At 35.3% G+C, this 26,552-nt stretch carries 29 protein-coding genes; 23 read left to right on the plus strand and 6 right to left on the minus strand.

What is annotated here, in order from left to right:
• The first annotated feature begins 100 nt into the window (after positions 1-100).
• From ACY9Z2_RS08310 to ACY9Z2_RS08325, 4 genes are all read left to right on the plus strand, one after another.
• Positions 101-1,240 (plus strand): THUMP domain-containing class I SAM-dependent RNA methyltransferase, encoded by a 1,140-nt coding sequence (locus tag ACY9Z2_RS08310; protein WP_463609254.1) that lies wholly within the window; start codon positions 101-103, stop codon positions 1,238-1,240.
• Between the two features lies 1 nt (position 1,241).
• Positions 1,242-2,741 carry a carboxypeptidase M32 gene (locus ACY9Z2_RS08315; protein WP_463609159.1) on the plus strand — a complete coding sequence of 500 codons (1,500 nt, stop codon included), beginning with the start codon at positions 1,242-1,244 and terminating at the stop codon, positions 2,739-2,741.
• A 533-nt stretch (positions 2,742-3,274) separates the two neighbouring features.
• Positions 3,275-4,363: a type III polyketide synthase gene (locus tag ACY9Z2_RS08320; protein WP_463609160.1), complete on the plus strand. Its 1,089-nt coding sequence runs from the start codon at positions 3,275-3,277 to the stop codon at positions 4,361-4,363.
• The gene (locus ACY9Z2_RS08325; RefSeq protein WP_463609161.1) at positions 4,360-4,887 is read left to right on the plus strand and encodes an isoprenylcysteine carboxyl methyltransferase family protein; all 528 of its coding nucleotides are present in this window, start codon (positions 4,360-4,362) and stop codon (positions 4,885-4,887) included. Before ACY9Z2_RS08320 ends, ACY9Z2_RS08325 begins: the two co-directional genes overlap by 4 nt.
• 4 nt (positions 4,888-4,891) lie before the next feature.
• Here the strand turns inward: ACY9Z2_RS08325 and ACY9Z2_RS08330 are convergent, their stop codons facing one another.
• A complete protein-coding gene (locus ACY9Z2_RS08330; RefSeq protein WP_463609162.1) occupies positions 4,892-5,572 on the minus strand; it encodes a queuosine precursor transporter in 681 nt (226 codons plus the stop codon).
• Positions 5,573-5,727: 155 nt separating this feature from the next.
• Positions 5,728-5,928 (minus strand): cold-shock protein, encoded by a 201-nt coding sequence (locus ACY9Z2_RS08335; protein WP_463609163.1) that lies wholly within the window; start codon positions 5,926-5,928, stop codon positions 5,728-5,730.
• Between the two features lie 309 nt (positions 5,929-6,237).
• Between ACY9Z2_RS08335 and ACY9Z2_RS08340 the strand changes: the two genes are divergently transcribed.
• The 3 genes from ACY9Z2_RS08340 to ACY9Z2_RS08350 all read left to right on the plus strand — a co-directional run bounded on the left by ACY9Z2_RS08340 (position 6,238) and on the right by ACY9Z2_RS08350 (position 9,580).
• Positions 6,238-7,908 carry a formate--tetrahydrofolate ligase gene (locus tag ACY9Z2_RS08340; RefSeq protein ID WP_463609164.1) on the plus strand — a complete coding sequence of 557 codons (1,671 nt, stop codon included), beginning with the start codon at positions 6,238-6,240 and terminating at the stop codon, positions 7,906-7,908.
• Positions 7,908-8,507 (plus strand): HD domain-containing protein, encoded by a 600-nt coding sequence (locus tag ACY9Z2_RS08345; RefSeq protein ID WP_463609165.1) that lies wholly within the window; start codon positions 7,908-7,910, stop codon positions 8,505-8,507. The genes ACY9Z2_RS08340 and ACY9Z2_RS08345 overlap by 1 nt, the downstream gene beginning before the upstream one ends.
• Before the next feature lie 95 nt (positions 8,508-8,602).
• Positions 8,603-9,580, plus strand: a complete 978-nt coding sequence (locus tag ACY9Z2_RS08350; protein WP_463609166.1) for an NAD(P)H-quinone oxidoreductase — start codon at positions 8,603-8,605, stop codon at positions 9,578-9,580.
• A gap of 71 nt (positions 9,581-9,651) precedes the next feature.
• On the opposite strand, the gene ACY9Z2_RS08355 is transcribed toward ACY9Z2_RS08350, so the two are convergent.
• Positions 9,652-10,407, minus strand: coding sequence for a C40 family peptidase (locus ACY9Z2_RS08355; protein WP_463609167.1), 756 nt, complete (start codon positions 10,405-10,407; stop codon positions 9,652-9,654).
• Complete coding sequence (locus ACY9Z2_RS08360; protein ID WP_463609168.1) at positions 10,389-10,703, minus strand: peptidoglycan-binding domain-containing protein; 315 nt, start codon at positions 10,701-10,703, stop codon at positions 10,389-10,391. Before ACY9Z2_RS08360 ends, ACY9Z2_RS08355 begins: the two co-directional genes overlap by 19 nt.
• A 149-nt stretch (positions 10,704-10,852) precedes the next feature.
• On the opposite strand from ACY9Z2_RS08360, the gene ACY9Z2_RS08365 reads away from it, so the two are divergent.
• The 13 genes from ACY9Z2_RS08365 to ACY9Z2_RS08425 all read left to right on the plus strand — a co-directional run bounded on the left by ACY9Z2_RS08365 (position 10,853) and on the right by ACY9Z2_RS08425 (position 21,795).
• Positions 10,853-11,806 (plus strand): thymidylate synthase, encoded by a 954-nt coding sequence (locus ACY9Z2_RS08365; RefSeq protein ID WP_463609169.1) that lies wholly within the window; start codon positions 10,853-10,855, stop codon positions 11,804-11,806.
• A gap of 21 nt (positions 11,807-11,827) precedes the next feature.
• Positions 11,828-12,319 (plus strand): dihydrofolate reductase, encoded by a 492-nt coding sequence (locus ACY9Z2_RS08370; protein WP_463609170.1) that lies wholly within the window; start codon positions 11,828-11,830, stop codon positions 12,317-12,319.
• Entirely contained in the window at positions 12,303-12,899 is a 597-nt protein-coding gene (mobA, locus tag ACY9Z2_RS08375) for a molybdenum cofactor guanylyltransferase (RefSeq protein WP_463609171.1), read from the plus strand. The genes ACY9Z2_RS08370 and mobA overlap by 17 nt, the downstream gene beginning before the upstream one ends.
• Positions 12,900-13,045: 146 nt before the next feature.
• Positions 13,046-13,252 (plus strand): twin-arginine translocase TatA/TatE family subunit, encoded by a 207-nt coding sequence (locus tag ACY9Z2_RS08380; protein ID WP_463609172.1) that lies wholly within the window; start codon positions 13,046-13,048, stop codon positions 13,250-13,252.
• Positions 13,253-13,276: 24 nt separating this feature from the next.
• Positions 13,277-13,477 (plus strand): twin-arginine translocase TatA/TatE family subunit, encoded by a 201-nt coding sequence (gene tatA / locus ACY9Z2_RS08385; RefSeq protein ID WP_463609173.1) that lies wholly within the window; start codon positions 13,277-13,279, stop codon positions 13,475-13,477.
• A gap of 61 nt (positions 13,478-13,538) precedes the next feature.
• Positions 13,539-14,300: a twin-arginine translocase subunit TatC gene (gene tatC, locus ACY9Z2_RS08390; RefSeq protein ID WP_463609174.1), complete on the plus strand. Its 762-nt coding sequence runs from the start codon at positions 13,539-13,541 to the stop codon at positions 14,298-14,300.
• 18 nt (positions 14,301-14,318) lie between these two features.
• On the plus strand, positions 14,319-14,537 hold the full coding sequence (locus ACY9Z2_RS08395; protein ID WP_463609175.1) for a YozE family protein: 219 nt from the start codon (positions 14,319-14,321) through the stop codon (positions 14,535-14,537).
• Positions 14,538-14,887: 350 nt separating this feature from the next.
• The gene (locus ACY9Z2_RS08400) at positions 14,888-16,039 is read left to right on the plus strand and encodes an exonuclease SbcCD subunit D (RefSeq protein ID WP_463609176.1); all 1,152 of its coding nucleotides are present in this window, start codon (positions 14,888-14,890) and stop codon (positions 16,037-16,039) included.
• Position 16,040: 1 nt separating this feature from the next.
• Positions 16,041-19,157 (plus strand): SbcC/MukB-like Walker B domain-containing protein, encoded by a 3,117-nt coding sequence (locus tag ACY9Z2_RS08405; RefSeq protein WP_463609177.1) that lies wholly within the window; start codon positions 16,041-16,043, stop codon positions 19,155-19,157.
• A 208-nt stretch (positions 19,158-19,365) separates the two neighbouring features.
• Positions 19,366-19,785 (plus strand): VrrA/YqfQ family protein, encoded by a 420-nt coding sequence (vrrA, locus tag ACY9Z2_RS08410; RefSeq protein ID WP_463609178.1) that lies wholly within the window; start codon positions 19,366-19,368, stop codon positions 19,783-19,785.
• A gap of 83 nt (positions 19,786-19,868) precedes the next feature.
• On the plus strand, positions 19,869-20,828 hold the full coding sequence (gene msrA / locus ACY9Z2_RS08415) for a peptide-methionine (S)-S-oxide reductase MsrA (protein ID WP_463609179.1): 960 nt from the start codon (positions 19,869-19,871) through the stop codon (positions 20,826-20,828).
• A gap of 48 nt (positions 20,829-20,876) precedes the next feature.
• Positions 20,877-21,083 (plus strand): DUF6501 family protein, encoded by a 207-nt coding sequence (locus ACY9Z2_RS08420; protein WP_463609180.1) that lies wholly within the window; start codon positions 20,877-20,879, stop codon positions 21,081-21,083.
• 157 nt (positions 21,084-21,240) lie between these two features.
• Complete coding sequence (locus ACY9Z2_RS08425; protein WP_463609181.1) at positions 21,241-21,795, plus strand: histidine phosphatase family protein; 555 nt, start codon at positions 21,241-21,243, stop codon at positions 21,793-21,795.
• Here the strand turns inward: ACY9Z2_RS08425 and ACY9Z2_RS08430 are convergent, their stop codons facing one another.
• Entirely contained in the window at positions 21,796-22,986 is a 1,191-nt protein-coding gene (locus ACY9Z2_RS08430) for a M14 family metallopeptidase (RefSeq protein WP_463609182.1), read from the minus strand. It abuts the gene before it with no gap.
• 220 nt (positions 22,987-23,206) lie between these two features.
• Here ACY9Z2_RS08430 and ACY9Z2_RS08435 point away from each other — a divergent pair, with 220 nt between their 5' ends.
• Complete coding sequence (locus ACY9Z2_RS08435) at positions 23,207-23,446, plus strand: DUF362 domain-containing protein (RefSeq protein ID WP_463609183.1); 240 nt, start codon at positions 23,207-23,209, stop codon at positions 23,444-23,446.
• A gap of 188 nt (positions 23,447-23,634) precedes the next feature.
• Here ACY9Z2_RS08435 and ACY9Z2_RS08440 read toward each other — a convergent pair whose 3' ends face one another.
• Complete coding sequence (locus ACY9Z2_RS08440; protein WP_463609184.1) at positions 23,635-23,904, minus strand: acylphosphatase; 270 nt, start codon at positions 23,902-23,904, stop codon at positions 23,635-23,637.
• A 77-nt stretch (positions 23,905-23,981) separates the two neighbouring features.
• Between ACY9Z2_RS08440 and ACY9Z2_RS08445 the strand changes: the two genes are divergently transcribed.
• Together ACY9Z2_RS08445 and ACY9Z2_RS08450 are read left to right on the plus strand one after the other, a co-directional pair.
• Complete coding sequence (locus tag ACY9Z2_RS08445; protein WP_463609185.1) at positions 23,982-24,962, plus strand: P1 family peptidase; 981 nt, start codon at positions 23,982-23,984, stop codon at positions 24,960-24,962.
• 59 nt (positions 24,963-25,021) lie between these two features.
• A complete protein-coding gene (locus ACY9Z2_RS08450) occupies positions 25,022-26,548 on the plus strand; it encodes an FAD-dependent oxidoreductase (RefSeq protein WP_463609186.1) in 1,527 nt (508 codons plus the stop codon).
• Positions 26,549-26,552 lie beyond the last annotated feature (4 nt).

Consider the following 26,552-nt stretch of genomic DNA (forward strand, 5'->3'; position numbering starts at 1 on the left):
CTCTATAAAACAATTTTCTAATTTAGTTTCTATTTCATTAATGGGTATCATGTATGATAGACTGAACATAATTTAGTATGTTTTGGAAAGGAAAGAATTAATGGTGAAGCATGTCACACTTATCGCTACTGCTGCTATGGGTCTCGAATCAGTCGTTGCAAATGAGGTTAAAGAGTTAGGTTATGAGGTAACAGTAGAAAATGGGAAGGTTATTTTTGAAGCACCAATATCTGCAATTCCTAGATGTAATCTATGGATTAGAACAGGTGATAGAGTAAAATTACTCGTTGGTGAGTTCGAAGCTACCACCTTTGATGAATTATTTGAAGGAACAAAATCACTACCGTGGGAATCATTTATTACAGAAGATGGACAGTTTCCGGTCACTGGCAAATCGGTTAAATCTAAATTGTACAGTGTTCCCGATTGCCAAGCAATAGTAAAGAAAGCCGTTGCAGAACGCCTAAAATTAAAATATGGTCTAGCCTCAAAGATGCCTGAAACAGGTGCGTTTTATCGCTTAGAGGTTGCTATTCTAAAAGATAAGGTATCACTTACATTGGACACATCAGGAAGTGGGTTACACAAACGTGGGTATCGCGTAGGTCAAGGTGATGCACCTTTAAAAGAAACAATGGCCGCTGCATTAGTTAAATTAACAAATTGGAAACCGGAATATCCCTTAATTGATCCATTCTGTGGTTCCGGAACTATACCAATCGAGGCTGCACTAATCGGACAAAATATTGCACCAGGGTTCAATCGTGAATTTGCATCTCAAGAGTGGAATTTTGTAAAACCTAGTTATTGGGAAGATGCATTTGAAGAAGCAGAAGATTTAGCAAAATACGACCAAAAGCTGCAAATTGTTGGTTCTGATATTGACCATAATATGATAAAAGTGTCTAAACAAAACTCCCGTGAAGCTGGGTTAGGTGATTTAATTGAGTGGAAACAAATGCAAGTAAGCGATTTGTTTTTGCGGAAAGAAAATGGATATATCATTAGTAATCCACCATATGGAGAGCGGATTGGTGATCGAAAAGAGATAGCCAAGATGCACAAAGACCTTGGGAAGATTATGAAAAGCCATCCAAGTTGGAGTGTTTACATTATTACAGCATATGAAGACTTTGAAAACCAATATGGGCAAAAAGCAACTAAAAAAAGAAAGCTGTTCAACGGTTTCATTCGTACGGATTACTATCAGTATTTTGGGAGAAAGACGAGGGGGAAATGATTTGGATTCACTTACACAAACAAAAAAGGAATTTGAAAACTTATTAAAAGAACAAAATGCATATCATGAATCAATCATGTTAACACATTGGGATATGCGTACAAAAATTCCTAAAAAAGGTGTGGAGCAACGCTCTGAAGTAGTCGGATTCCTTTCAGAGAAACTTCATCAGTTACAAACATCTGAAAAGATGAAATATTATATAGATGCATTGAAAAATAGTGCAGAAGATGAAATAACCAAAAAAACGGTTGAAGAATGTGAGGAAATATATGAACGTAATCGTAAAATACCGATAGAGGAATATAAAGAATATGTAATGTTGCAATCTAAATCAGAGTCGATTTGGCAAGAGGCAAAGGAAAAAGCTGACTTTTCATTATTTCAACCTTACTTGGAAAGACTGGTAGAATACAATAAGAAGTTTGCAAATTATTGGGGATATAAAGATCATATTTATGATGCACTACTGAATAATTATGAACCTGGTGTGACGGTGAAAACGTTGGACAACGTTTTTCCTGAACTTAGGAAATCACTTACTGGATTATTGAATAAAATTTCAGATAGCCCTGTTCAACCAGATCCATCTGTTTTAGAAGGTCACTTTCCCAAGCAAAATCAAGAGGCTTTTAGTTTAGCAATTCTTGAAAAAATGGGCTATGATTTTTCTTCTGGTAGATTAGATGAAACGATCCACCCTTTTGCCATTGCACTAAATCAAAATGATGTACGGGTAACTACGAACTATGATGAAGCTGATTTTCGTACGGCAGTTTTCGGTACTATTCACGAAGGTGGCCATGCATTATATGAACAAAATATAGACAAAAAGCTTGCTAATACTCCACTTTCTGAAGGTACATCGATGGGTATTCATGAGTCTCAATCATTATTTTGGGAAAACTTCGTAGGTAGATCTGAATCTTTTTGGAATTCCCATTATGATTTATTTAAATCATATGCACCAAACAAGTTTGAAAATGTACCACTAGACAAATTTTATCGTTCTGTAAACGAAGTTAAACCATCATTTATAAGAATTGAAGCTGACGAATTAACGTATCCTCTACACATTATGATTCGATATGAGCTTGAAAAGGCATTGATTAGTGGCGAGATAAGGGTCGCCGACTTACCAGCACTTTGGAATGAGAAGATGAAAGATTATTTAGGAATTGTTCCACCTTCTGATCGTGAAGGGGTGCTACAAGATATCCATTGGTCTGGTGGAGATTTTGGTTATTTTCCATCCTACGCCCTAGGGTATATGTATGCAGCACAATTTAATCAAACAATGAAAAAAGAAATGGATCTTGAAAAGCAGATCGCATCTGGTGATTTTAATCCAATTAAAGAATGGTTGACTAAAAATATTCATCAATACGGTAAGCTAAAAAAGCCATTACAAATTATCGAAAACGTTACAAATGAAAAACTTAATGCAGCTTACTTAGTAAATTATTTGACTGAGAAGTATTCTTCTATCTATAAACTTTGATAAAAACAGGGCCAAGTGTCCTGTTTTTTAAAGATAGGGGATTTTATAATTGCATTATTTTTTTGATATACAACAAAGGAAACAGACACGCAGTCAAAGTAAATTGCGAACTAATGATAATTCATGCTAAGGATAATAGCGATGTTGATTTCCGCTGCGCAAGGTTAATGAAGTAACATTTTCAAGCGTACTGGAATCATTGCGATTGTTTGCAGGATGGCAGCTATCGGACACACGATCCCTTATTTGCGAAAAATAAGGGTAAATGCAGTAGTTATCGGACTTAGGATTCCTTATTCGGGTAAAAATAGTTGAAAATCACGCTTTTTAGCTGCATAAGGCATCGTGTGTCCGTTGTTCCTCAAAATAAAGGTGAAAAAGGAAAATAAGGCATCCTTAGTCCGATACCAAGCATTGTCCTTGACGTACATGCACCAAGTTAGGTCGTAGTTTACGGATATTAAAACTGATTCTTCTAGGGTATTTATTTTCTAATTTACGTGCATCCTAATTGAAGAATAAGGGGTGATAGAGTGGCATATATCAGTTCAATAGGACTTGGGATTCCTGAAAACGAAATACTCCAAGATGAGGTTAAAAAGCTTGTTAAATACATATTTCCCTATAATGAGAAACAACTAGACCGACTTATGCCTGTTTATGATCACGCGTTAATTGAGAAACGGCAGCTAGTTGTTGAAAAGGATTGGTTTAAAGACGCACATACTTTCCAAGAACGAAATGAATTGTACCAAAAATTTGCTGTTGATCTCTCTCTGGAAGCAATTGATCAGTGTTTAGCAAATAAGGAATTTTTATCTGAATCGATTCCACATGAAGCAGTCGATATGATAGCTTTTGTATCAAGCACCGGTATAGCGACACCATCTTTAGATGCACATCTTTTTAATAATCGTCCATTTCGATCCGATGTCGCCAGGATGCCTTTATGGGGACTTGGTTGTGCTGGTGGGGCAACTGGTTTATCTCGTGTATATGACTGGATTTGCGCAAACCCTACAAAGACAGCTGTACTAGTATGCTGTGAGCTATGTAGCCTTACATTCCAAAATGATGATGCATCAAAAAGTAATATTGTTGGCACTGCACTATTTGGTGATGGAGTTGCTGCTTCATTATTAATTGGAAACGAATCACCATATAGGAATTATAGTAAGATGACCGTTCCAAAAATAAAAAAATATAACTCTCACATTGAAAAAAATACATTATCAGTCATGGGGTGGGATGTTACAAATACTGGCTTAGGTGTTATTTTTTCTAAAAGCATACCAAAGCTTGTTGAGTCGTTATGGAACGATCATATTACTAATTTTCTAGCATCGAATCAATTGTCGAAAAATGATATTCATTCATTTATTGCGCATCCAGGTGGAAAGAAAGTATTGGAAGCTATGGAGAATATTGCAGAAGTATCTAGTGATAAATTTCATTACTCGTATCAAGTTCTAAAAAATCATGGTAATATGTCGTCAGCAACTGTACTGTATGTACTCTATGAGTGGATGAGAAACCCTGTGCCAACGGGTGAATTTAGTATACTATCAGCGCTCGGACCGGGATTTAGTTCGGAATTGCTACTATTGGAGTGGGAAAATTGACTACATGGGTTTGGTTATTAATTGAATTTATTGCTATTCAGCGTATTGTAGAATTAGTGATAGCAAAGAAAAATGAGGCATGGATGCTTCGCCAAGGTGCTGTTGAAAGAGGCGCAGATCATTATAAATGGTTTGTGTTGGTTCATGTATTATTTTTCATTAGTTTAATCGTTGAATGTAGTTTCAGGGGTACTTCAAATCAGTCACTAAATTATTTTCTATTTAGTCTATTTATTCTGATGCAGGTTGCGAGAGTTTGGTGTATTGCAAGTTTGGGAAAGTTTTGGAACACAAAGGTCCTCATCTTACCAGGCGCTTCTTTGCAGACAACTGGGCCATATAGCTTTATTAAACATCCTAACTATATAATCGTAGGAATTGAATTGTTTGTTATTCCTCTTTTGGTGGGCGCAACTTATACAGCAATAATTTTTCCATTTCTTCATATCTTTTTACTCATCCAATGGAGACTTCCTATTGAAAATCAAGCATTGGAAGAACTGACTCCATTAAAAAAAGGATAGCTGTTTAGCTGTCCTTTTTATGCATAAATTTTGCCATGTACATGAATGGTGTATCGATTAATGCTACGATAAATTTAATTACGTATGTTGTGATAAATATTTCAAGCCATATATCGAATGGATATTGACCATAAAAAGCAATACTACAAAATACTGCAGTGTCTACCAATTGACTTATCATTGTACTACCGTTATTTCGGAGCCAAAGATATTTGGTTGTTGGAAAGATTTTTCGAACCTTATCATAGATCCAAACGTCAAAATATTGACTTATGATATATGCAGTCATACTCCCCAGTGCAATTTGTGGGATTAATCCAAATAACGTTTCAAGTGCACCTTGAGCAAAATCACTCTCTGCTGGGTTAAACAGCAATGCACCCTGCATTAATACAGTCATTGCGATTAACGTTGAGAAACCGAGCCAGACAGCTTTTTTAGCATCTTTTTTACTGTATTTTTCGTTTAAAATATCGGTTGCTAAGTAAGCAGAACCGTAAATAATATTCCCTAGAGTGGCAGTAAGGCCAAATAGTTCAACAGTTTTTAAGACTTGAATGTTAGCAATAACTGTAGCCATTCCAATCCAAACAAACAATCCCATCTTACCAAAAAGACGATAAAAAAGTAGCAGTAATGAAAAATTTACGAGTGCAAACAAAATCCAGATTACTTCATTGGACATAGAAAATTCCTCCTTAGTTTTGATAACGCGGGAGTTTGCGAACCGCGGTGAATAACAGAATTCATTATACGGATTCCGATTATTGAATGCAAGTTATAAAAGCACACCAAAAAAACCGGTAATCAGAATGATTACCGGTTTCGTATATATGTTCCTTATTTTTTAACTACATTTGCAGCTTGAGGTCCACGTTCACCTTCGATAATTTCAAAGGAAACCTCTTGACCTTCTTCTAATGATTTAAAACCTTCTTCTTGGATAGCAGAGTAATGTACAAATACATCGTCCCCGTCTTCAACTTGGATAAATCCGTAGCCTTTTTCCGCGTTAAACCATTTTACTGTTCCGTTTTCCATGTGATTAATCCTCCTAAAAACTTTCACGTCAAACGTGTTAATACAAAGTAGACTTACACAAATAGTGCAGGAATTTCTAGTATCTTTATTCATTAGACACATTTTTCCATATATCTTCTTTGCTTGAGTCCAATATAGCTTATTTAGATTATTCAGTCAAGCCAAAAAACCTATATTCTTATTGATTATTTTGTGCTTTTTGTACAAATTTTTTACGCGCAAGTAAGCGCTTTTTTAATGATTTTAATATAACTAATTACCAATTTAAGGTACACTATACATATCGATAATATGAAAGGGGCATTCATCATGAAAACGGACATTGAAATTGCACAAGAAGCTACTTTAAAACCAATAGGGGAAATTGTACAAGAACTTGATTTAGATGTTAACGACTGGGAACCGTATGGCCATACAAAAGCCAAACTATCCGACAAATTATTAAAAAAACTTGATGAAAAACCGAATGGTAAGGTAATTCTTGTAACCTCTATAAATCCGACTCCTGCTGGTGAAGGTAAATCTACTGTTACCGTTGGCCTTGGACAAGCATTAAATAAATTAAACAAAAAGGCAATAATAGCATTACGTGAACCTTCTTTAGGACCTGTAATGGGAATGAAAGGTGGAGCCGCTGGTGGTGGCTATTCACAAGTATTGCCGATGGAAGATATCAATTTACATTTCACAGGGGATCTCCATGCAATAACAAGTGCAAATAACGCGCTATCTGCCATCATCGATAATCATATTCATCGTGGAAATGAATTAAATATCGATCCGCGAAGAGTGGAGTGGAAGCGTGTAATGGACATGAATGACCGCGTATTAAGACAAATTGTCGTCGGATTAGGCGGTCCGCTAAGAGGGGTACCACGCGAAGATGGATTCACAATTACTGTAGCATCTGAAATTATGGCAATTCTATGTCTTTCTACAAGTTTGAAGGATTTAAAAGAACGTATTTCACACATTGTAATTGGTTACACGTATGACGAAGAGCCAGTCACAGTAAAGGATCTAAAAATAGAAGGAGCATTAACGCTACTACTAAAGGATGCAATCAAACCAAATCTGGTACAAACTACTGAAAACACACCAGCAATTATTCATGGTGGCCCATTCGCAAATATCGCGCACGGGTGCAATAGCATCATGGCAACAAAAACAGCTGCAAAGCTTGGCGATTACGTTGTCACTGAGGCTGGTTTCGGAGCAGATCTAGGAGCTGAAAAATTTCTTGATATCAAATCCCGAGCTGGGAATATTGATACAGCTGCTGTAGTAATTGTAGCAACAGTACGTGCTTTAAAAATGCATGGGGGAGTAGATAAGAATAACTTAAAAGAAGAAAACGTTGAAGCATTAAAAAATGGCATGGCTAATTTGAAAAAACATATGGAAACGATCGAGCAATTTGGGCTACCTTTTGTAGTCGCAATTAATAAATTTCCTACAGACACTGAAGCTGAAACAGATTTTATTCAACACTGGTGTGAAGCGAATGGTGCAGACGTTGCCTTAACCGACGTTTGGGCAAGAGGTGGGGAAGGTGGCCTAGAACTTGCGGAAAAGGTCATCGGAAAAGCAGAATCCAAGGAACGTAATTTTAACTATTCATACGATGTGAATGATTCACTTGAGTCAAAAATTAGAACGGTTGCTCAAAAAATTTACGGTGCCGCTGATATAGAATTGTCGCAGCAAGCAAAAAAGCAACTTGCATTTTATGAGAAACAGGGCTGGGGCAAGCTACCAATTTGTATGGCAAAGACTCAATATTCATTAAGTGATGATCCAACATTACTCGGCCGTCCTGAAGGGTTCACCCTTTCTATACGTGAATTACGTGCATCGATAGGTGCGGGTTTTATCGTCGTGTTAACAGGACAGATGATGACTATGCCTGGATTACCGAAAAAACCTGCTGCCTTTGATATGGATGTTACAGAAAATGGAAAAATTGTAGGGCTCTTCTAATGGATAACCAGACAGAACAACTAAGCAGCGTTACCGATTATATTTTTGATTTGTTTTCGGATGATGCAACAGGTCATGACTTTTATCATATGAAACGCGTTGCGCAAATGGCTAGGATAATTGCAATTGAAGAAGGAGCAAATCCATTTATTTGTGAGTTAGCGGGTTGGGTACATGACGTTGGTGATAAAAAATTATTTAAAAATCCTAAAGATGCTCGAAATCAGTTGGAACTATTCATGGGAAAGATCAAAATACCGCAGTCGACAATTAATGAAGTGTATGAAGCGATAAATGATGTTTCATTTAGTAAAGGAAAAATACCTGCTACACTTGAGGGCAAAATTGTACAGGACGCTGATAGATTAGATGCAATAGGAGCGATAGGGATTGCACGTGTCTTTGCTTATGGAGGAATGAGGGAGCAGCTCATCTATCATAATAAAGAACCGGAAAGTACGTCCATTCAACATTTTTACGATAAATTACTCAAGTTAAAAGACTTAATGAACACTACGACCGCAAAAGAAGTAGCAGAAAAAAGGCATCAATTCATGGAAATATACTTAGATCAGTTTTTTCAGGAGTGGGAATACTGATTTAATGTCGAGCTATTTTCTACAAGGCACGCGAAAAGCTAATATATTCCTAATACGATACATGTTGTTGATTTAGAAAAGAAGGGGGAAGTTTCATGAAAGCTGTATTAATTGAGGAAGACTCAAAACGACTATATATCGGCGAAGCAGATAAGCCAACGATAACAGAAAACGAAATACTAGTTAAAGTCAAAGCAACAGCAATTAATAGAGCAGATCTTGTACAAAAACAAGGACATTACCCTCCTCCAAAAGGAGAGTCCACCATTTTAGGCTTAGAAATGAGTGGGGTAGTTGAAGAAGTAGGAAAATGTGCTGGGCAATGGAACAAGGGTGATCGCGTTTTTGGGCTATTACCAGGTGGCGGGTACGCTGAATACGCTAAAATTCCAAGCGAAATGGCTATGTGTATTCCGAAAAATTTATCCTTTGAGGAAGCAGCAGCCATTCCGGAAGTTTTTCTTACCGCTTATTTAAACATGTTTCGCTTAGGGAGATTAGCGAAGGATGAAGTTGTGTTAATTCATGCTGGAGGTAGTGGTGTTGGAACTGCAGCGATTCAATTAGCGTCTGTGATTGGAGCGAAATCAATTGTAACGGCTGGGACAAATGCGAAAAGGGATTATTGCTTGTCGCTCGGTGCAAGCAAAGCAATTGATTATAAAGCTGGTCCATTTGATCAAAAGGTTCAGGATGCAACCCACGGTAGAGGTGTCGATCTTATTCTGGATTTTATTGGTGCCCCTTACTGGGAACAGAATATTAATTCGCTTGCCCGTGATGGAAGGTTAGTTTTAATTGGAATGATGGGTGGCTCAACAATAAATAATGTTGACTTAGGGCAGTTATTATTTAAGCGAATTCAAGTGATCGGAACTGCACTTCGTTCAAGATCAGTTGCTCAAAAGATTGAACTCACAAAACATTTTTCTGAATTCGCGCTACCACTATTCAAAACAGGAAAACTGCGTCCAATTATCGATACGGTATTAAATTGGAATGATGTTAATGAGGGACATACGTATATGGAACAGAATAAAAATATCGGTAAAATTGTGCTTAACATAAATTAATTTTTAGAACAATGATATAAGCTTGCAACTCTAAGAACAATACTTAGGGTTGCAAGCTTATTTGAATGGTTTTATCTGACACGTTTAGCTCCAAGATATCGATTTTGCCAATAAGATTGTGACATATCCGCAATTTCAACTCCACCTGAGCCAGCGTGAATAAATTTATTATTACCAATGTAAATGCCCATATGTGATGGTCCAGGTTGATACGTCTCATAAAAAACTAAATCACCTATTGATGGCTCTGCAACACTTGATGCAAAATTCCACATATCCCGAACCGTTCGCGGTACAGTGATTCCTTGTGTTTCAAAAACATATTGGATAAAACCGCTACAATCAAATCCGTTCGGTGTTTCGCCTCCCCAAACATAAGGAGTTCCGATTAATGAGCGTGCAACGCTGGTAACCCCACCGTTTACACTTGGTTGCACCTCCACGTTTTTCACTTCTTCTTTTTCCTTCTGTTGAACTTCAACAGTCTTAGCGACAGATTCATCATCCGCTTCACTAACGTCATTTGTATTAATATTCTCCTGTATTTGTTGATCAACTGAAGTGTGTAATGTTTGTAAATGGGTCTCTGTTACTTCTTCTGTCAAATCAATATTATGTTTTTCTTCAGCCAATTCAACTGCTTTTGCTGTTAACGGACCATAACTACTGTCAATTTCACCTTTGTAATAGCCAAAATATTGAAGTGCTAGTTGGACCGTCTTAACATCCTCGCTCACCATACCAGGTGAAATTGAATCGGAAAGATTGATTAATTTATTTAGATATTTTTTTCGTTCTGCTTCTATTATCATATGTAATGTTTGCATGTTTGCCTGGCCAGTGACAAAAATTCATGATCCCGTTGGAATCTTTTTAATGCGTGTTCAGTTAATATGTCGAATTCACCGTCTATTTGATCATCGAAATAGGATAATTTATTTAGCTTATGCTGAAGAACACGAATAGCCTCTCCATGCTCCCCATAGCTTAAGTTATTCGCTTCAATTAATTGTTTACTTTGCAACATAGGATATGAATTTACGAAAACAGTAAATGGCTGACTTAACATAATGCTGTACAGGAAAGATTGTTTAACTACATGATCTACCGTAGCATTTAGCACACAACTATCCCCTTTCTAATAAAGAATTACTCCTAAAGAGATTTATGTCAAAAAATTTCTATATATGACCTATCGAGATTACGGTTGTGTTACAATTATTGAAAGAAATTGTAAGGAATACTATCCTTTTAGAGTGGAGGTAAGGGATAATGAATGGTGAACAAGCATACTTAAATTTGTGTGAACACGTATTGAACAATGGAAATAAAAAAGGTGATCGAACGAACACAGGGACTTATTCGGTTTTTGGACATCAAATGCGCTTTGATTTAAGTAAAGGATTTCCACTACTGACTACTAAAAAGGTTCCGTTTCGTCTTGTCGCAAGTGAATTGTTATGGTTTATTAAAGGTGATACGAATATACGTTATTTGGTACAGCACAATAACAATATATGGAATGAATGGGCGTTTAAGAATTGGGTGGAAAGTTCGGAATATAACGGACCAGATATGACTGATTTTGGAAACCGATGTCAAATAGATAGTGAATTTAATAAAATTTATCAAGAACAAATGACTTTGTTTAAGGAGAAAATTCTCCAAGATGATACCTTTGCTGAAAAATATGGTGATTTAGGTTCTGTATATGGTAAGCAGTGGAGAAATTGGAAAACCACACAGAATGATACAATTGATCAATTAAAAGAGGTAATTCATTCTATTCAACATAATCCAGATTCTAGAAGACATATTGTGTCTGCATGGAATCCAGAAGATGTACCCACAATGGCATTACCACCATGTCATACCATGTTTCAATTTTACATTGCTGATGGCAAATTATCCTGTCAGCTTTATCAACGTAGTGCAGATATATTTCTAGGGGTTCCATTTAATATAGCTAGCTACGCATTATTAACACATATGATTGCACACGAATGCGGATTAGAGGTTGGAGAATTTATTCATACACTAGGGGATGCTCATATTTATGCTAATCATCTCGAACAAGTAAATATCCAACTGAAACGTGAAGTTCGTGAATTTCCTCAACTAATTTTAACGAATGAAAAGTCTAGTATATTTGATTTTGATTTAAGTGACTTTGAATTAAAGAACTATGATCCGCATCCGACAATCAAAGCGCCTATCGCTGTATAGATTTTAAAGGAGGAATTCATCATGCTCTCTTTTGTTGTAGCAATGGATCGAAACCGTGTAATTGGATTAAACAATGATCTGCCATGGCATTTGCCAAAAGACTTAAAATTCTTTAAAGATAAAACAACCGGTCACACAATGATAATGGGCAGAAAAACATATGACTCTCTTGGTAGACCGCTTCCGAACCGAAAATCAGTGGTATTAACTAGTCAAAATCCGTTCTATCCAGAGGAAGTTCAGGTAATTCATGATTTAAATACAATAAAAAAATGGAATGAAGAAAATCCAGATGAAGAATTCATGGTTATAGGGGGAGCAACGATTTTCGAACAAGTTTTACCCTTCGCTGATCGGATGTATGTTACATGGATAGACGAATCATTTGAGGGAGATACTTATTTTCCTTCTTTTTCCGATGAAGATTGGCATTTAACGAATAAAGAAAAAGGGGAAAAAGACGAGAAAAATCCGTATGACTATTATTTCCTGCAATATGATCGGATCCAATAGAATGAAAAGCTGCACTGTTATATTAGCAGGTGGTATGTCAACTAGAATGGGGATGAACAAAGCTTTACTTCCGTTACAAGACAAACCTGTCGTTGAATATATTATTGATGAAATGAAAACGATAAGTGATAGTGTGATAATAAACACAAATATCCCAGAAGAATATACGTATCTTGGATTACCGATAATATCGGACAACTATCCCAATGATGGTCCTCTAGCGGGAATGGAGGCAGTTTTAGCTCAAGTAGAAGCAGAAGTTTATTATATGTGCGCTTGTGATACGCCGTTTGTTAACCGATCAGTATATAACTATCTGTTTGAACAGTTAAAGGGTTATGAAGCGGTAGTCCCAATTTATCGAGATAAAATGCATCCGTTATCGGGAATCTACCGTAGATCAATCTTACCTAAATTGCGATATCAATTAGAAAACGAGCAACGGAGAGTGAGATTGCTATTTGATTATATTGCAGTTAATTATGTACATTCATTTAGGAACTACTCTCATAGGGAATTAGAGAAACATTTCTTTAACATGAATAATCCGAAACAATATCAACAAGCAAAACGATTTTAAGTTGTTATACCATGAACAAACGTGTTAAACTAATACCAATAAAAGGCACTATCATTTTGAACTTTGTATGAATTTTATCTGACAAGTTCGATTGATTATGGTACAAGCAGTATAATGAAACTAACAATATAAAGAAGGTGTTATAAATGTTATCAAGTATCGGTGTACCAGGACTTATTTTAATATTGATCATTGCGTTAGTCGTTTTCGGACCAAAAAAATTACCTGAAATAGGTAAAGCTGCAGGACAAACGCTACGTGAGTTTAAAAGTTCTGCACGTGATTTAACTGGTGATGCAGCAGACGAAATCAAAGAAACAAAAGCAATTGTTAAGGGTAAGGAAAGTAAATAATATCATCTTTCGGAGTGATAGCACATGTTAAGTAATATTGGTATACCTGGTTTAATCATTATCCTAGTAATCGCCTTAATTGTTTTTGGACCGTCTAAGTTACCTGAAATCGGGAAATCCTTTGGTAGTTCATTAAAAGAATTTAAAAACGCTACGAAAGATATCATGAGTGATGACGATTCCGATGATAAAGAAGGTAACGATAAAACCTCAACTAAAAAGTAAATTCGGAAGGTGTAGGGGATACCTACATCTTCTTTTATGCTCTATCTAGGGGAGTGAAACAATGTCTGATGAACGACAAAATCAACAGGAAAAAGAAATGAATGTTACTGGTCACCTATCAGAACTTAGAAATAGACTAATTGTTACGGCCATCTTTTTTGTAGCATTTTTTATAGTAGGATTTATTTATGTAAAAGATATTTATGATTTCTTTATGAATGATGTAGACTTTTCACTAATCGTCACAGGTCCGGGAGAAATCGTTTGGATCTACTTTACTATAGCTGGCATAGTTGCTATCATCGGCACATTACCCATTTTATGTCTTCAACTATGGTTATTTATCAAACCTGGACTTACTGCTAATGAACGAAAAGCATCTTTGGCGTACATACCAGCAGTTTTCATTCTATTTTTAATTGGTTTAACGTTTGGTTATATTCTATTTATAAAACTAATACTACCATTTTTATTATCACTAAATGATGGTATGTTTAATGAATTATTTACCGTAGATAAATATTTTAGATTTATGATACGGATAATATTACCTTTTGCAGTACTTTTTGAAATACCGATTATTGCCATGTTCCTTACAAGCTTAGGAATAATTACACCAGATTTTATGAAAAAGACTCGAAAGTATGCCTATTTCATACTTGTTATTATTGGAACAATAGTGACACCACCTGATTTTGTTCTTCAAATAGTCGTGGCTATTCCGCTAATCATTTTGTATGAAATTAGTATTTATTTTGCAGGTATTGTATATAAGAAAAAGCTTCGAAGGCATCAGGAATTTATGGAGAATGAGTCAGTATAGAAAAGTGAGGTGGATCAGGTGCGTTCGTTTTATCATTTTATTTTGACATATCGAGGAAAAAAGAAACCAACTGATCAAAGTCGGTTAGCCGATTTCATTTTCTACGATGGCAGTTTTCCAAAACATTCAACAGATTATGATGAAATAAGCAATTATTTAGAATGGAACAGTCCCTTCCCAAATGCTTTACAAGTGTTTGATGAACTTTGGGATGTGTATACGATAAAAGAAAAATAAGGAAATGCTCTGGTAAACTCATACCAGAGCATTTTTTACACTGTGGGAGTATAAGTTACATTACAAAAGAACTAAGGCTCACCTGTACTGTACAAGACGTGTGTATGGTTGTTGTTTAAAGATAAGAATGTAAAAAATCTGTCCAGCGCAAGCGAACTAGACACTCGAGACATAAGCAGTCCACTTCTGTGTGGTAAAAACCACCACACTACAGCATTCTGCTTATGCTTGTCATGTCTTACAAGGTGCTTGCGCTTTTCTTATTTCGTATTTCATTTCAATTTAAGATAAAGTCTAAGTAAAAAAAATTGCTAAAATCATGATAAAATAGAGAAGTTGGAGGGATTACAATGAAAATATTACATACAGCTGATTGGCATTTAGGGAAGATAGTAAATAGTGTACATATGACAGAAGAGCAGGATTATATTCTGCAGCAATTCATAACAATAGTGAAAAACGAAGAACCAGATGTAATCATTATAGCTGGTGATCTTTATGACCGAGCAATTCCACCGAAAGAAGCAGTTGAACTACTTAATCGAGTGTTCACAACATTAATTGTTGATTTAAAAATACCTGTCCTAGCAATTGCAGGCAATCATGACAGTCCCGATCGTTTAGATTTTGGTACACAATTGTTTCGTTCCCAACAGCTTCATCTCAAATCAAAGCTTGATATAGATCTCGAGCCGATTGTTCTTAACGATAATCATGGTCCAGTTTATTTTCATTTAATTCCATATGTGGAACCGGCAGAGGTTCGTGCGTTATTTGAAGACGATTCTATCCACTCTCATCATACTGCAATGGCAGCTATCGTTAACAAAATAAAAGAATTGAATGATATGAGTGAACGACACGTGTTTATAGGACATGCCTTTATAGCAGGGGGAATGGAGTCCGAATCAGAGGAAAGACTATCGATGATTGGGGGCAGTCCTTACGTTGATGCTAGTATCTTTCAACCTTTTTCTTACGTAGCTTTAGGACATTTACACCAAGCACAAAGAATAAAAAGTGACGTTATTCGTTACAGTGGATCAATTCTTAAATATTCTTTTTCAGAGTCGAATCATAATAAATCCATTACAATGGTAGATTTACAGGATAGTGGAGAATGTAATTTATCGTATGTTCCTTTAAACGCTAAACATGATATGCAAGTTATTGAAGGATATTTTGACGAATTACTAACAAACCCTATCGAAAACAATGAGGATTATCTTCATATTCAATTACTAGATAGAGGGCAAATAATTGACCCGATGAATAAACTACGAAAAGTTTATCCGAATATTTTACGATTAGAACGAAAATCGATAACATCTGCAACTAGTTTGAATGAATTACAAAAAATAAGACAACGACAAACCAAATCACATACCGAACTATTCGCACAATTTTACGAAGAAATAAAAGGAGAACCAATTCCTGAACCAAGTATGGAACACATTGAAAAAATTGTACAACAACTTGTAATTGACGAAAGAGGTGAATAAAATGCGCGCTATTTCATTAAGCTTAAAGGCATTTGGACCTTACTGGGAAGAACAGAAAGTAGATTTTACGGAATTAGGTGAGGAATCAATATTTCTAATAACTGGTCCAACCGGAGCTGGTAAAACAACAATCTTTGATGCTATTTGTTACGCATTGTATGGAAAGGCAAGTGGGTCTGATCGTGATCAAGACTCATTACGAAGTCATTTTGCCGAAATAGAGGATCACACATACGTTCAGTTTCATTTTGCATTGAACCAAAAAGAGTACATGGTGATTCGCAGTCCTAAACAATATAAGAAAAAAGAACGTGGTGAAGGGTATACGGATAATCCACCAACTGCGACATTATATGAACTCAATAACGGTGAAAAACAATTATTGTATTCGCGAATCAAAGAAGTAAACGAAACAATTGAAGGTAAGCTAGGATTTGATTATGAGCAATTTCGAAAAATGATACTAATACCACAAGGTGAGTTTCGAAAATTAATATCAGAGAATAGTAAAGAGCGTGAAGCTGTTTTACAGAATATTTTTCACACGTATTTTTATGAACGAATGACAGATCAATTAAAAACCGAAGCTCGAAGTTTAAAAGAACAAATTGCTTTTATTGAGCAATCTATTCAACATGATAGCAATAAAATAGAATGGAAGCATATTCAGATTGAAGAGATTGATAGCATTCCAACTATTCTAGAAAAACTAGATATAGAGATTGCAGAGACAAAAAAACAAGAAGCTGTTCAGCAAACAGAAAAAGACAAACAATATCAAGAAGTACAAAACATGCAACAAAAATTGCAAAATGGAAAAGCTTTAAAAGAAAAATTTATTTTAAAAGAAAAACTGGAACGTGAACAAAAGGAATTAATCCATAAAGAAGACACGATTAAAAATACGAAGAAACGTTTGCAAGCTTCTATTAATGCCGCAAAAGTAATACCTTTTGAGGAACAAATGAAAATTAGGAAAAAAGAATGGGAAGATGAAGCAGAATTACTAAATGGAAAACAGAAACTAGTTAACAAAATAAAGCAGGATTACATTAGGGTTGAAAACTCATATAATGAGCAACTTCAGCAAGAGGACGCAAGGAATGAATACAAAGAAAGCATAAATAACGAGAAACAGCAACTTGAGCATTTAAAACTATATACGAAACTGTCGAGGGAAATAACTACAATTTCAAATAACCTTGAAAAAATAGATAAACAAAAGCATGAGCAGCAATTGAAAATGCAAAAAATTGATTACGAGGTGGAAGCTGCGGATAATGATCTTAAAGATTTCCACGATATTACAAGAGATTACTATACGATAAAAGACAAAAATGAGAATTCAAAATTCATTATAAAAAAGTTAAATACATTAACGAAAGAATTTCAGGAATTACAAAGACTACGAGAAAACTATAAAAGTAACGAAAAAAACTATCAATTGAAACAGGAAGAATTTGCTAGATTAAAAGAGAAACATAGGGAACTAGAAGCTGCTCAAAAGGAACAATATGCTGTATTACTAGCCGCTCAATTAGATGAACATACCCCTTGTCCAGTTTGTGGGTCATTGGAGCATCCGTCAAAACCATTGACGTATCAGAAAACGATCAATTCTGACGAAATTGATCATAGCTTAGAAAAACTTCAGAACTTAGAAGCAGCTCTCGAAAAACAACAAACGATATACTATTCTTCGAAGTCAGAAGGTCAAAGTCAACGATTACTTGTAGATAAATTAATAGCTGAAATCGAAGAACAAATACCGGATTTTTCAACAACCAATTTGAAAATTCTAGTCGAAGAGTGGAATCAAAAATCTCAACATTATCAAGGAGAACAAACTAAACTTTATAAACGGATTGAAGAGTTAACTAATGTAAAAAATCGAAATGAAGCGTTAAAAGAGGAACGAGAAAAAGTTAAACAAACGTTTGATCAATTTTCTGAGGACTACGATAAAATCAAGGAAAAATTGTTGAAATATAAGTACAAAGCAGATGAATTAAAAAATAATATTCCTGAACATCTACCTGATGAGAACACGTTTGAACGAAAAATCATGGGAAAAGAAAAAGAATATACGCAGTGGATACAAATCTGGGAACAGATTAAAAAGGATTACCAGGAATTACGAGAATCATTACAAAAAGAACAGACAATATTGGACGAAAAACAAAAAGCTACCGAAAAAGCAAAAGAGAATTATAATAAACAGAATAAGCAGTTTGAGGATCAAGTAAGAACAAATGGATTCGATACGATTGAAACGTATCATCAGTCAGTTTCTTCTGAAGAAGAACAACAGCGTATGGAAAATGCTATTCAAACATATGAAAAGCGTGGGGAGGAGTTATCATATCAACTAAGTACACTTACTACTGAAATAAATGGTAAACCAGAACCTGAAATTGAGTTGTTAGAAAATGAATTAAAGTTATCTCAAAACAAGTTCGATCAAATTAATGAATTACTACAAGTTATGCGCATTAAAATGAAAAACGACTCACAGATTAAACAGTCGATTGCTAAAAACTTAGATAGAAAACAACAATATGAAACTGATTATTATACAGTTGGTGAATTAGCGGAATTAGCAAACGGAAATAATTCGTTAAAGCTTTCTTTCGAACGTTATGTTTTAGCTTCATTTTTAGATGAGATACTATTACAGGCTAACTTACGATTGGATCGAATGACTGATCATCGGTATCAGTTAATTAGAAGTGGAGAGGTAGCAAAACGAGGTGCTCAGAGTGGGTTAGATTTGGAAGTGTTAGATCACCATACTGGTCAACAACGATCAGTTAAAACACTTTCTGGTGGTGAAGGTTTTAAAGCTTCTTTAAGCTTGGCATTAGGTCTAGCAGATGTCGTTCAATCACATGCTGGTGGAATTCAATTAGATACTTTGTTTATAGATGAAGGTTTTGGAACACTAGATGATGATTCCTTACAGCAAGCAATAGATTGTTTAAAGGATTTACAACAGAGTAATCGTTTATTAGGAATTATTTCGCACGTACCACATTTAAAAAATGAAATACACGCAAAACTACAAATTACGCCTTCACATAGTGGATCTAAGTTTGCATTTCATTTTGGAAAGGTATAAAAGTACGACAATGAAAAATAAAATATGATTAAATTCGTCAATTAATGCACGCTTATCTAAAATAAATGTTGTAATATGCGCTTTCCCGGGAAATATTTAATGAATTTTCTATGATTACGGACGTTTAAACTCCTTGTTTAGCCTACACCATTCTGTGTAAATTACGTAAACTATTTAGACAAATCATATAGAAATGAGGTATGTCTAGATGTTTCCAATTAATAATCGTCCGCCTGAACAACCTAGACGCATGCAGGATCCATTCAGTATTCGTCCTAATCGTCCTAATATGTATCCAGTTCCGAAATCTAAAGCATCACTTCCTTCATCTATTGCGTCTTATTTAGACCCAAACAACGGTAAATTAACAAAGACGCTTTCGAATGTTCAACAGGTAATGAATATGGTAGAGTCAGCAGCACCAATGATTAAAGAGTACGGACCGATGGTAAAAAATTTACCGATGATGTTGAAAATGATGAAAGCATTAAATGAACCGGATGAAATAGAGGAAGATACGAATAATGGTGACAAGTCGAATAGAGTAGATGATGAACAAGAATCGGTTGAAAAATCATCTGATAAACGTACTAATAGTAAAACTTCTTCTCCGAAATTGTTTATCTAACGTACGAATAAGGCTGAACACTTGATTTTTTCAGCTAAAAGAGAAAAAATAGAGGTACTAATTTCGGATTGGAGGAATTGATCATGACTTCAAATAATGAACTTGCCACTTTCGCTGGTGGATGTTTTTGGTGTATGGTAGAACCTTTTGACGAAAGACCAGGTATTAAACAAGTAGTATCTGGATATACAGGTGGTAGGACGAAAAATCCAACCTATGAAGAAGTGTGCTCAAATACAACTGGTCATTTAGAAGCTGTTCAAATCACATTTGATCCAGAAGTAATGCCGTATGAACGTATTGTTGAAACGTTTTGGCAACAAATCGACCCAACGGATCGTGGTGGACAATTTAACGACCGAGGTGAGTCCTACCAAACTGCAATTTTTTATCATAATGAAAACCAGAGAAAAATCGCCGAGAAATCGAAGCAAGAATTAGAAGAAAGTAAAAAGTTTTCTAAGCCAATTGTAACCGAGATTCTACCGGCAAAAACATTTTATCCTGCTGAAGACAATCATCAAAATTATTATAAAAAACATGCATTTCATTATAAATTATATAAGAAGGGTTCAGGAAGAGCAGATTTTATTGAAAAAACATGGTCATCGAATTTTGATAAATCAAAGCTAAAAGATCAATTAACTCCGATTCAATATAATGTAACACAAGAAAATGGAACTGAACGCCCGTTTCAAAATGAATATTGGAATAATAAAGAAGAAGGGATTTACGTTGATCTAATTTCAGGCGAAGTACTCTTCACATCAAAAGATCAATATGACGCTGGCTGTGGTTGGCCAAGCTTCACTAAACCGGTTGATCATTACCATCTAAAACAAAAATCCGACACTTCTTTCGGAATGAGAAGGACAGAAATTCGAAGCAAAACATCTGATTCCCATTTAGGCCATGTTTTTGAAGACGGTCCAAAAGAACAAGGTGGACTACGCTACTGCATGAATTCTGCGGCAATGCGTTTTATTCCTAAAGATAAAATGATCGAAGAAGGCTATGAAGGCTATTTATATTTGTTTAAATAATGTAATTAACTATAACAATAATATGTAAACTGGAATAGGAGGCGCAAAATGATTCACAAAAATTGGGAAGATAGACCAACAATGAAACAAATTAAATGTGTACATGCGGATGCAAAGAAATTTATAGTAAACAAGAAGTTAACACCAGGTAAAGTTTATGACGTTAAAAATGAAACGGATGAATTTTATTTTATCATTGATAATAGCAACCGAATTGGGGGATTCCGAAAAAATTATTTTTCGGAAACAAAATAACAGGGGAGGCCCCTGTTATTTTTCTTACTCGACAATTATTTTCAAAAAGCTATGTTATATTATTTCTATTAATGATATAATTTACTTACTATTTTCAATAATATAAATTGTATCAAGTGGTTAGAACCGAAATCTATCGATAAAGGACTGAACCGTATTGAAAAAGATTTTTCTAGTACGTCACTGTCTAGCAGAGGGCCAGCATAAAGACTCCCCTCTAACAACTATAGGGATGCGACAAGCTGTTCTGTTATCACGTTTTTTTGATAAGCAGGAAATTGTAATTGACGGTATCTTTTCGAGTCCTTATTTACGAGCCGTTGAAAGTATAAAACCTTATGCGAATTCAAATAACATAAAAATCCAATTGGATGAACGCTTACAGGAACGGATTTTAAGCAGTGAGCCTGTCGATGATTGGATGGAGGTACTTGAGCAATCATTCAACCAATTAGATTTCAAATTACCTGGAGGAGAATCCTCTAACGATGCAATAACTAGATCTAATGCCGTGGTAGATTTTATTTTAGAAGATAAAAATCTAAACAATGTAATTGTTGTGAGCCATGGCAACTTAATTTCTCTAATGCTTAAGCGATTTGATCAGACAATTGGATTTGATGAATGGAAAAACTTAAATAACCCTGACGTTTATTTAATAGAATCAAGTAATGACGAACATTCGATTACTTGTTTATGGGAAACAACTTAATTATAGGTATAAATTAGCAAGAAATATTCCTAGGCTTTCTTCGTATATTTCATCAAATTGACCAATTGGTAGTGGGTTTGTGCCACTACCTAGCTCAATGGTGAAGCCGGGCTTTTGATATTCCTGGATGTACCAGTCTTTATAACCCGCGTAACTGTCTACATATCGAATTGCCTCATAACCACTTACACGTTCATATTCATTTGCGATTACTTCTGAAATTGGGGGCTCGAAACCTTCAAATCCCCAATAAATTTCTTCTCCCTGTGTATGAAAAGCATTTACCCTTTCAAAATTGCGTACATTTGTCAACTCAGCCATTGCAATTGATTCAGGTTCAGACAATGGATGAGGTCCTGGATAATCTCTTGGTGCAGGACTATTTGGTTTTCTTTCGGCTTCTATTTCCCAAAGCGCAGGATATTGATTATTTAAATCAACCCCATTAATGTTTGCTTTCCAATTGGTAAAATCTGTTCCCTGATTATTAATCTCTAACACTTGTTCAGCGAAAGAAGGATCTTCTGGAACTCCATTTAATACGAGATTTACACCATCTGGGTTTACCATCGGTACAATTGAAAAAAACGTTTCCATAAATAACGGCAACATGTACATTCCGCGAATAGGAGTATTATTTGTAATAGCTAATAAATAATCATTTAAGAATTTCATGATAATCGGAGTTGTAATCCATTCATTGGCGTGAAAGGATCCGTTAACATGTACACGTTTTTGCCCAACTCCAACTCTTATTTCAGTCAAATCCTTTCCCATAACAGAGTTCCCAATTGTTTGCGTTACAAGAAAAGGATAAACATTTACTAAGTTATTTATATCTTTAACCATTTTTTCATACGTATAGTTATTTACATCTTGAATTAATAGATTACGAACTCTAGAAGGAATCGAAACAGTTGAGCCAACAATAAGATTAGATGGATCGACGTTTTGATTCACTAGCAGTAATGCATCCATTGGAACATTAAATCGTGAGGAAAGTTGCCAAAAGGTTTCATTTGCTTCAACTTTATGTTGATTAATGACAAATCCAGGAATTTGCACCTGTTGCCCAACTGTTAGATTTTGAGGTGTAAGTCTACGATTGGATTGCTCAATTAAAACGAGTGGTACATTAAATAATTGGCTATAATACCAGAACGTATCACTTTGGCGAATATTAATTTTCATTGTTACGTTTCTCCTCTCATAATAAAGATAATCAATATGGAATGTTTACTAAATTAACTTGAAAGAATAGAAGTTGTTCTGTAAAATAATTACTAGACAATAGAAGGGAATGTACTTATCAAAACGTACATATTCATTACAGTTATTGTATTTTTATCAGTTGCATTGATATGTTTATTCTCATAAAAAAGAAAATATTACCCTAGAGGAGGAAATATAGATGGCATTTGTTATTACGTCACCATGTAAAGATGAAAAAGCAGGAGAATGTGTCGAAGTTTGTCCTGTTGATTGTATAGAAGAAGGAAAAGATATGTTTTTTATTGATCCAGACATTTGTATTGATTGCGGTGCTTGTGAAGCAGTATGTCCTGTAGAAGCAATCTACATGGAAGATGAAATTCCTGAAGAAGAAAATGAATATATTGAAATGAACCGTAAATTTTTTGAAGATCGATAAACATCATGAAAGCCGCTATTTCGTATAGCGGCTTTTTTTAAAAAGAAAAAAATGTATAAAATCTATCCAGCTATAGCGCCTAGACATTCGAGACATAAACAGTTCACTTACGTATGTTAAAAATTACCACATTGCAGCGTTCATCCTATGTTTATCGTTTCTTTCAAGGCGCTTGCGCTTTTCTTATTCTATTTTATTGTAAAACCGTAAAATGATTTCTCGTTAGAAAGGGTAGTAATATCAATATGATCAACGTGAGAATACGGAGTTAAATTGTTTTTAATTGCTGATAGAAGCTTCTTAACTTTTTCATCATTTCCTGAAACTTGAATTAATACGGTTCCATCATCATTATTTTCAACCCATCCTTTCAGATCAAGTTCATCTGCCTTTTTCTTTGTTGCATAACGGAAACCAACTCCTTGCACGGTCCCGCTTACATTTATTTCAGTTATCATACAATTATCACTCCAAACTTTTATTATATAGTTACAATTACCAATTTATTTTAATCTAAAACAAGGGAGGCCCACATATGAAGGAAATTAATATTCAGGATATAACAGGCTATCGGTTTGGACACGCACAAAATGATATAGCATTAACTGGTTGTACGGTAATAATCTCTGAGGAAGGATCTGTTGGTGGTGTAGAGGTGCGTGGTGGAGCACCTGGAACAAGGGAAACGGATGCTTTAAAAGCAGAAAACCTAGTTGAGGAAGTACATGGCATCTTTTTAGCAGGAGGAAGTGCCTTTGGGCTTGATGTGGGTAGCGGAATGATGCAGTTTCTTGAAGAAAAAAATATAGGTTTTGATGTAAAAGTAACAAAGGTTCCTATTGTATCTGGAGCTATTTTGTTTGATTTATTCCCGGGGGATCCAACTATACGCCCTACTAGCGAAATGGGATATGATGCCTGTATGGCAGCATATTCAAATAAACCATTTAACCAAGGTAGTGTTGGCGCAGGACTTGGTGCAACTGTTGGTAAATGTTTGGGGTATGATTATGTGATGCGTGGAGGTATAGGTAGTTATGCAATGGAAATAGGTGATTTGCAAATAGGAGCAGTTGTTGCTGTTAATGCATTTGGAGATATTATTAATCCTGCAACTAGTGAAATACTAGCAGGGGTCTATGATCGTGAAAAAAATAGGTTTCTAGATAGCGAAGAACAATTAATCAAACAACTAGAACAAACTACTACCAATCGATTTACTAGTAATACTACAATCGGTTGCGTAATTACAAACGCTAGAGTAACGAAATCACAAGCTAATAAAATTGCAGCAATTGCACATGATGGATTTGCTCGAACAATTAGACCATCACATACGTTGGTTGATGGGGACACGATTTTTACACTATCTTCAAATAAAGTAGTTGCTGATTTAAATGTAATCAGTATGTTAGCTAGTCAAGTTGTCGAGAAAGCAGTCATGAAAGCCGTTAAGTTTGCATCAAATGCACGTAACATACCAAGTTATATGGATGTCAAAAAGTACAATGAATAATACCTTCATCTGATGCAAATGCTAATTGATAACTGTATGAATGAAGGAGTTATTTATTAATGACAGATCAACAAAGACCTCACTTTCCTGAACCATATTGGCGGGAATCAGTTAAATTAAAATCTTTTCCAAAACTTGAGACATCAATTGAAGCGGATGTAGGCATTGTTGGAGCTGGAATAACTGGAATTACTGCAGCATACATACTAGCTCAACAAAATGTAAAAGTTGTTTTATTGGATTCAGGTGCTATTCTAAACGGAACTACTGGGCACACAACCGCAAAAATAACAGCTCAACACGGATTAATTTATAATGAATTGATTGAGCATTTTGGTGTAGAAAAATCTTCCATGTATTATCAAGCGAGTACAGACGCAATTGATTTTATTCAATCTGCGATAAATGATCATAATATTTCCTGTGATTTCAGCCAGGAAGATGCGTATCTCTTTACCAATTCTGATACTTATTTACAAAAGCTAGTTGCGGAAAAGAAAGCTTATGATAAGTTGAAAATTTCGAGCGAGTTAACAAAAAATATGCCTTTAGATGTCCCAATAAAATCGGCGTTAGTCATGAAAAACCAAGCTCAATTTCATCCGTTAAAATATCTAAATGTCTTGGTTGAAGAAAGTTTGAATCATGGTGCTAAACTATATGAGCAAACCACGGCAGTTGATGTGGAATATAATAAACATCCTTCTATAATTACGCGCGATGGTCATCGTGTAAATTGCCGATATGTTATTCAAGCTTCACATTATCCATTTTATGACGGCCAAGGTTTTTATCCCACAAGAATGTATGCTAATCGCGCGTATGTTGTCGCGATGAAGTCAGAGAAAGCCTATCCGGGTGGAATGTATATCAATGCTGAGACACCAACACGATCAATTCGCTCAACGATGATAGACGATAAAGAATTATGGCTGATTAGTGGTGAAAATCACAAAACTGGTCAAGGTAAACCGACAATGGAGCATTACAAAGCGCTAGAAAATTTCGCCGAAAAGCAATTTGGGATAACGGATTATCCATATCGTTGGTCTGCTCAGGATCTCACTACATTGGACAAAGTTCCATATATAGGTCCGATTACAAAAAAACAGCAAGCTGTTTTTGTGGCGACTGGGTATCGGAAATGGGGCATGACGAATGGTACACTTGCAGCAAAAATGATAAGTGATATCATTTTGAATGGTAAAAGTGAATTTCAAGATTTATATTCACCTTCACGTTTACAGATGGATCCAGCTGTTAGAAAATTTACAAGCATAAACGCTGATGTAGCAAAACATATGGTCAAAGGAAAATTAGATAACACAGATGATTTGGTTGATGATCTTTTATCTGACCAGGCAACTGTTACGCGTATTAATGGAAAAAGAACAGGTGTTTATAAAGATGAAAAAAACAATCTTCACATGGTTGACACAACATGTACGCATTTAGGTTGTGAAGTCGAATGGAATTCTGGTGACCGAACATGGGATTGTCCATGTCACGGATCACGGTTCTCCTATACTGGAGAAGTGGTGGAAGGGCCAGCGGATAGACCATTAAATAAAGTAGAAAATGAGTAAAAAA

The organism is Virgibacillus sp. GM2-2 (assembly GCF_055329585.1).

Excerpts from the sequence above, each read along its gene's own strand:
- ACY9Z2_RS08310 (WP_463609254.1), top strand. The coding sequence starts at position 101 with ATGGTGAAGCATGTCACACTTATCGCTACTGCTGCTATGGGTCTCGAA.
- ACY9Z2_RS08330 (WP_463609162.1), bottom strand. The coding sequence starts at position 5,572 with ATGTCCAATGAAGTAATCTGGATTTTGTTTGCACTCGTAAATTTTTCA.
- ACY9Z2_RS08335 (WP_463609163.1), bottom strand. The coding sequence starts at position 5,928 with ATGGAAAACGGAACAGTAAAATGGTTTAACGCGGAAAAAGGCTACGGA.
- ACY9Z2_RS08340 (WP_463609164.1), top strand. The coding sequence starts at position 6,238 with ATGAAAACGGACATTGAAATTGCACAAGAAGCTACTTTAAAACCAATA.
- ACY9Z2_RS08345 (WP_463609165.1), top strand. The coding sequence starts at position 7,908 with ATGGATAACCAGACAGAACAACTAAGCAGCGTTACCGATTATATTTTT.
- ACY9Z2_RS08350 (WP_463609166.1), top strand. The coding sequence starts at position 8,603 with ATGAAAGCTGTATTAATTGAGGAAGACTCAAAACGACTATATATCGGC.
- ACY9Z2_RS08355 (WP_463609167.1), bottom strand. The coding sequence starts at position 10,407 with ATGCAAACATTACATATGATAATAGAAGCAGAACGAAAAAAATATCTA.
- ACY9Z2_RS08365 (WP_463609169.1), top strand. The coding sequence starts at position 10,853 with ATGAATGGTGAACAAGCATACTTAAATTTGTGTGAACACGTATTGAAC.
- ACY9Z2_RS08370 (WP_463609170.1), top strand. The coding sequence starts at position 11,828 with ATGCTCTCTTTTGTTGTAGCAATGGATCGAAACCGTGTAATTGGATTA.
- mobA (WP_463609171.1), top strand. The coding sequence starts at position 12,303 with ATGATCGGATCCAATAGAATGAAAAGCTGCACTGTTATATTAGCAGGT.
- ACY9Z2_RS08380 (WP_463609172.1), top strand. The coding sequence starts at position 13,046 with ATGTTATCAAGTATCGGTGTACCAGGACTTATTTTAATATTGATCATT.
- tatA (WP_463609173.1), top strand. The coding sequence starts at position 13,277 with ATGTTAAGTAATATTGGTATACCTGGTTTAATCATTATCCTAGTAATC.
- tatC (WP_463609174.1), top strand. The coding sequence starts at position 13,539 with ATGTCTGATGAACGACAAAATCAACAGGAAAAAGAAATGAATGTTACT.
- ACY9Z2_RS08400 (WP_463609176.1), top strand. The coding sequence starts at position 14,888 with ATGAAAATATTACATACAGCTGATTGGCATTTAGGGAAGATAGTAAAT.
- ACY9Z2_RS08405 (WP_463609177.1), top strand. The coding sequence starts at position 16,041 with ATGCGCGCTATTTCATTAAGCTTAAAGGCATTTGGACCTTACTGGGAA.
- vrrA (WP_463609178.1), top strand. The coding sequence starts at position 19,366 with ATGTTTCCAATTAATAATCGTCCGCCTGAACAACCTAGACGCATGCAG.
- msrA (WP_463609179.1), top strand. The coding sequence starts at position 19,869 with ATGACTTCAAATAATGAACTTGCCACTTTCGCTGGTGGATGTTTTTGG.
- ACY9Z2_RS08420 (WP_463609180.1), top strand. The coding sequence starts at position 20,877 with ATGATTCACAAAAATTGGGAAGATAGACCAACAATGAAACAAATTAAA.
- ACY9Z2_RS08430 (WP_463609182.1), bottom strand. The coding sequence starts at position 22,986 with ATGAAAATTAATATTCGCCAAAGTGATACGTTCTGGTATTATAGCCAA.
- ACY9Z2_RS08435 (WP_463609183.1), top strand. The coding sequence starts at position 23,207 with ATGGCATTTGTTATTACGTCACCATGTAAAGATGAAAAAGCAGGAGAA.
- ACY9Z2_RS08440 (WP_463609184.1), bottom strand. The coding sequence starts at position 23,904 with ATGATAACTGAAATAAATGTAAGCGGGACCGTGCAAGGAGTTGGTTTC.
- ACY9Z2_RS08445 (WP_463609185.1), top strand. The coding sequence starts at position 23,982 with ATGAAGGAAATTAATATTCAGGATATAACAGGCTATCGGTTTGGACAC.
- ACY9Z2_RS08450 (WP_463609186.1), top strand. The coding sequence starts at position 25,022 with ATGACAGATCAACAAAGACCTCACTTTCCTGAACCATATTGGCGGGAA.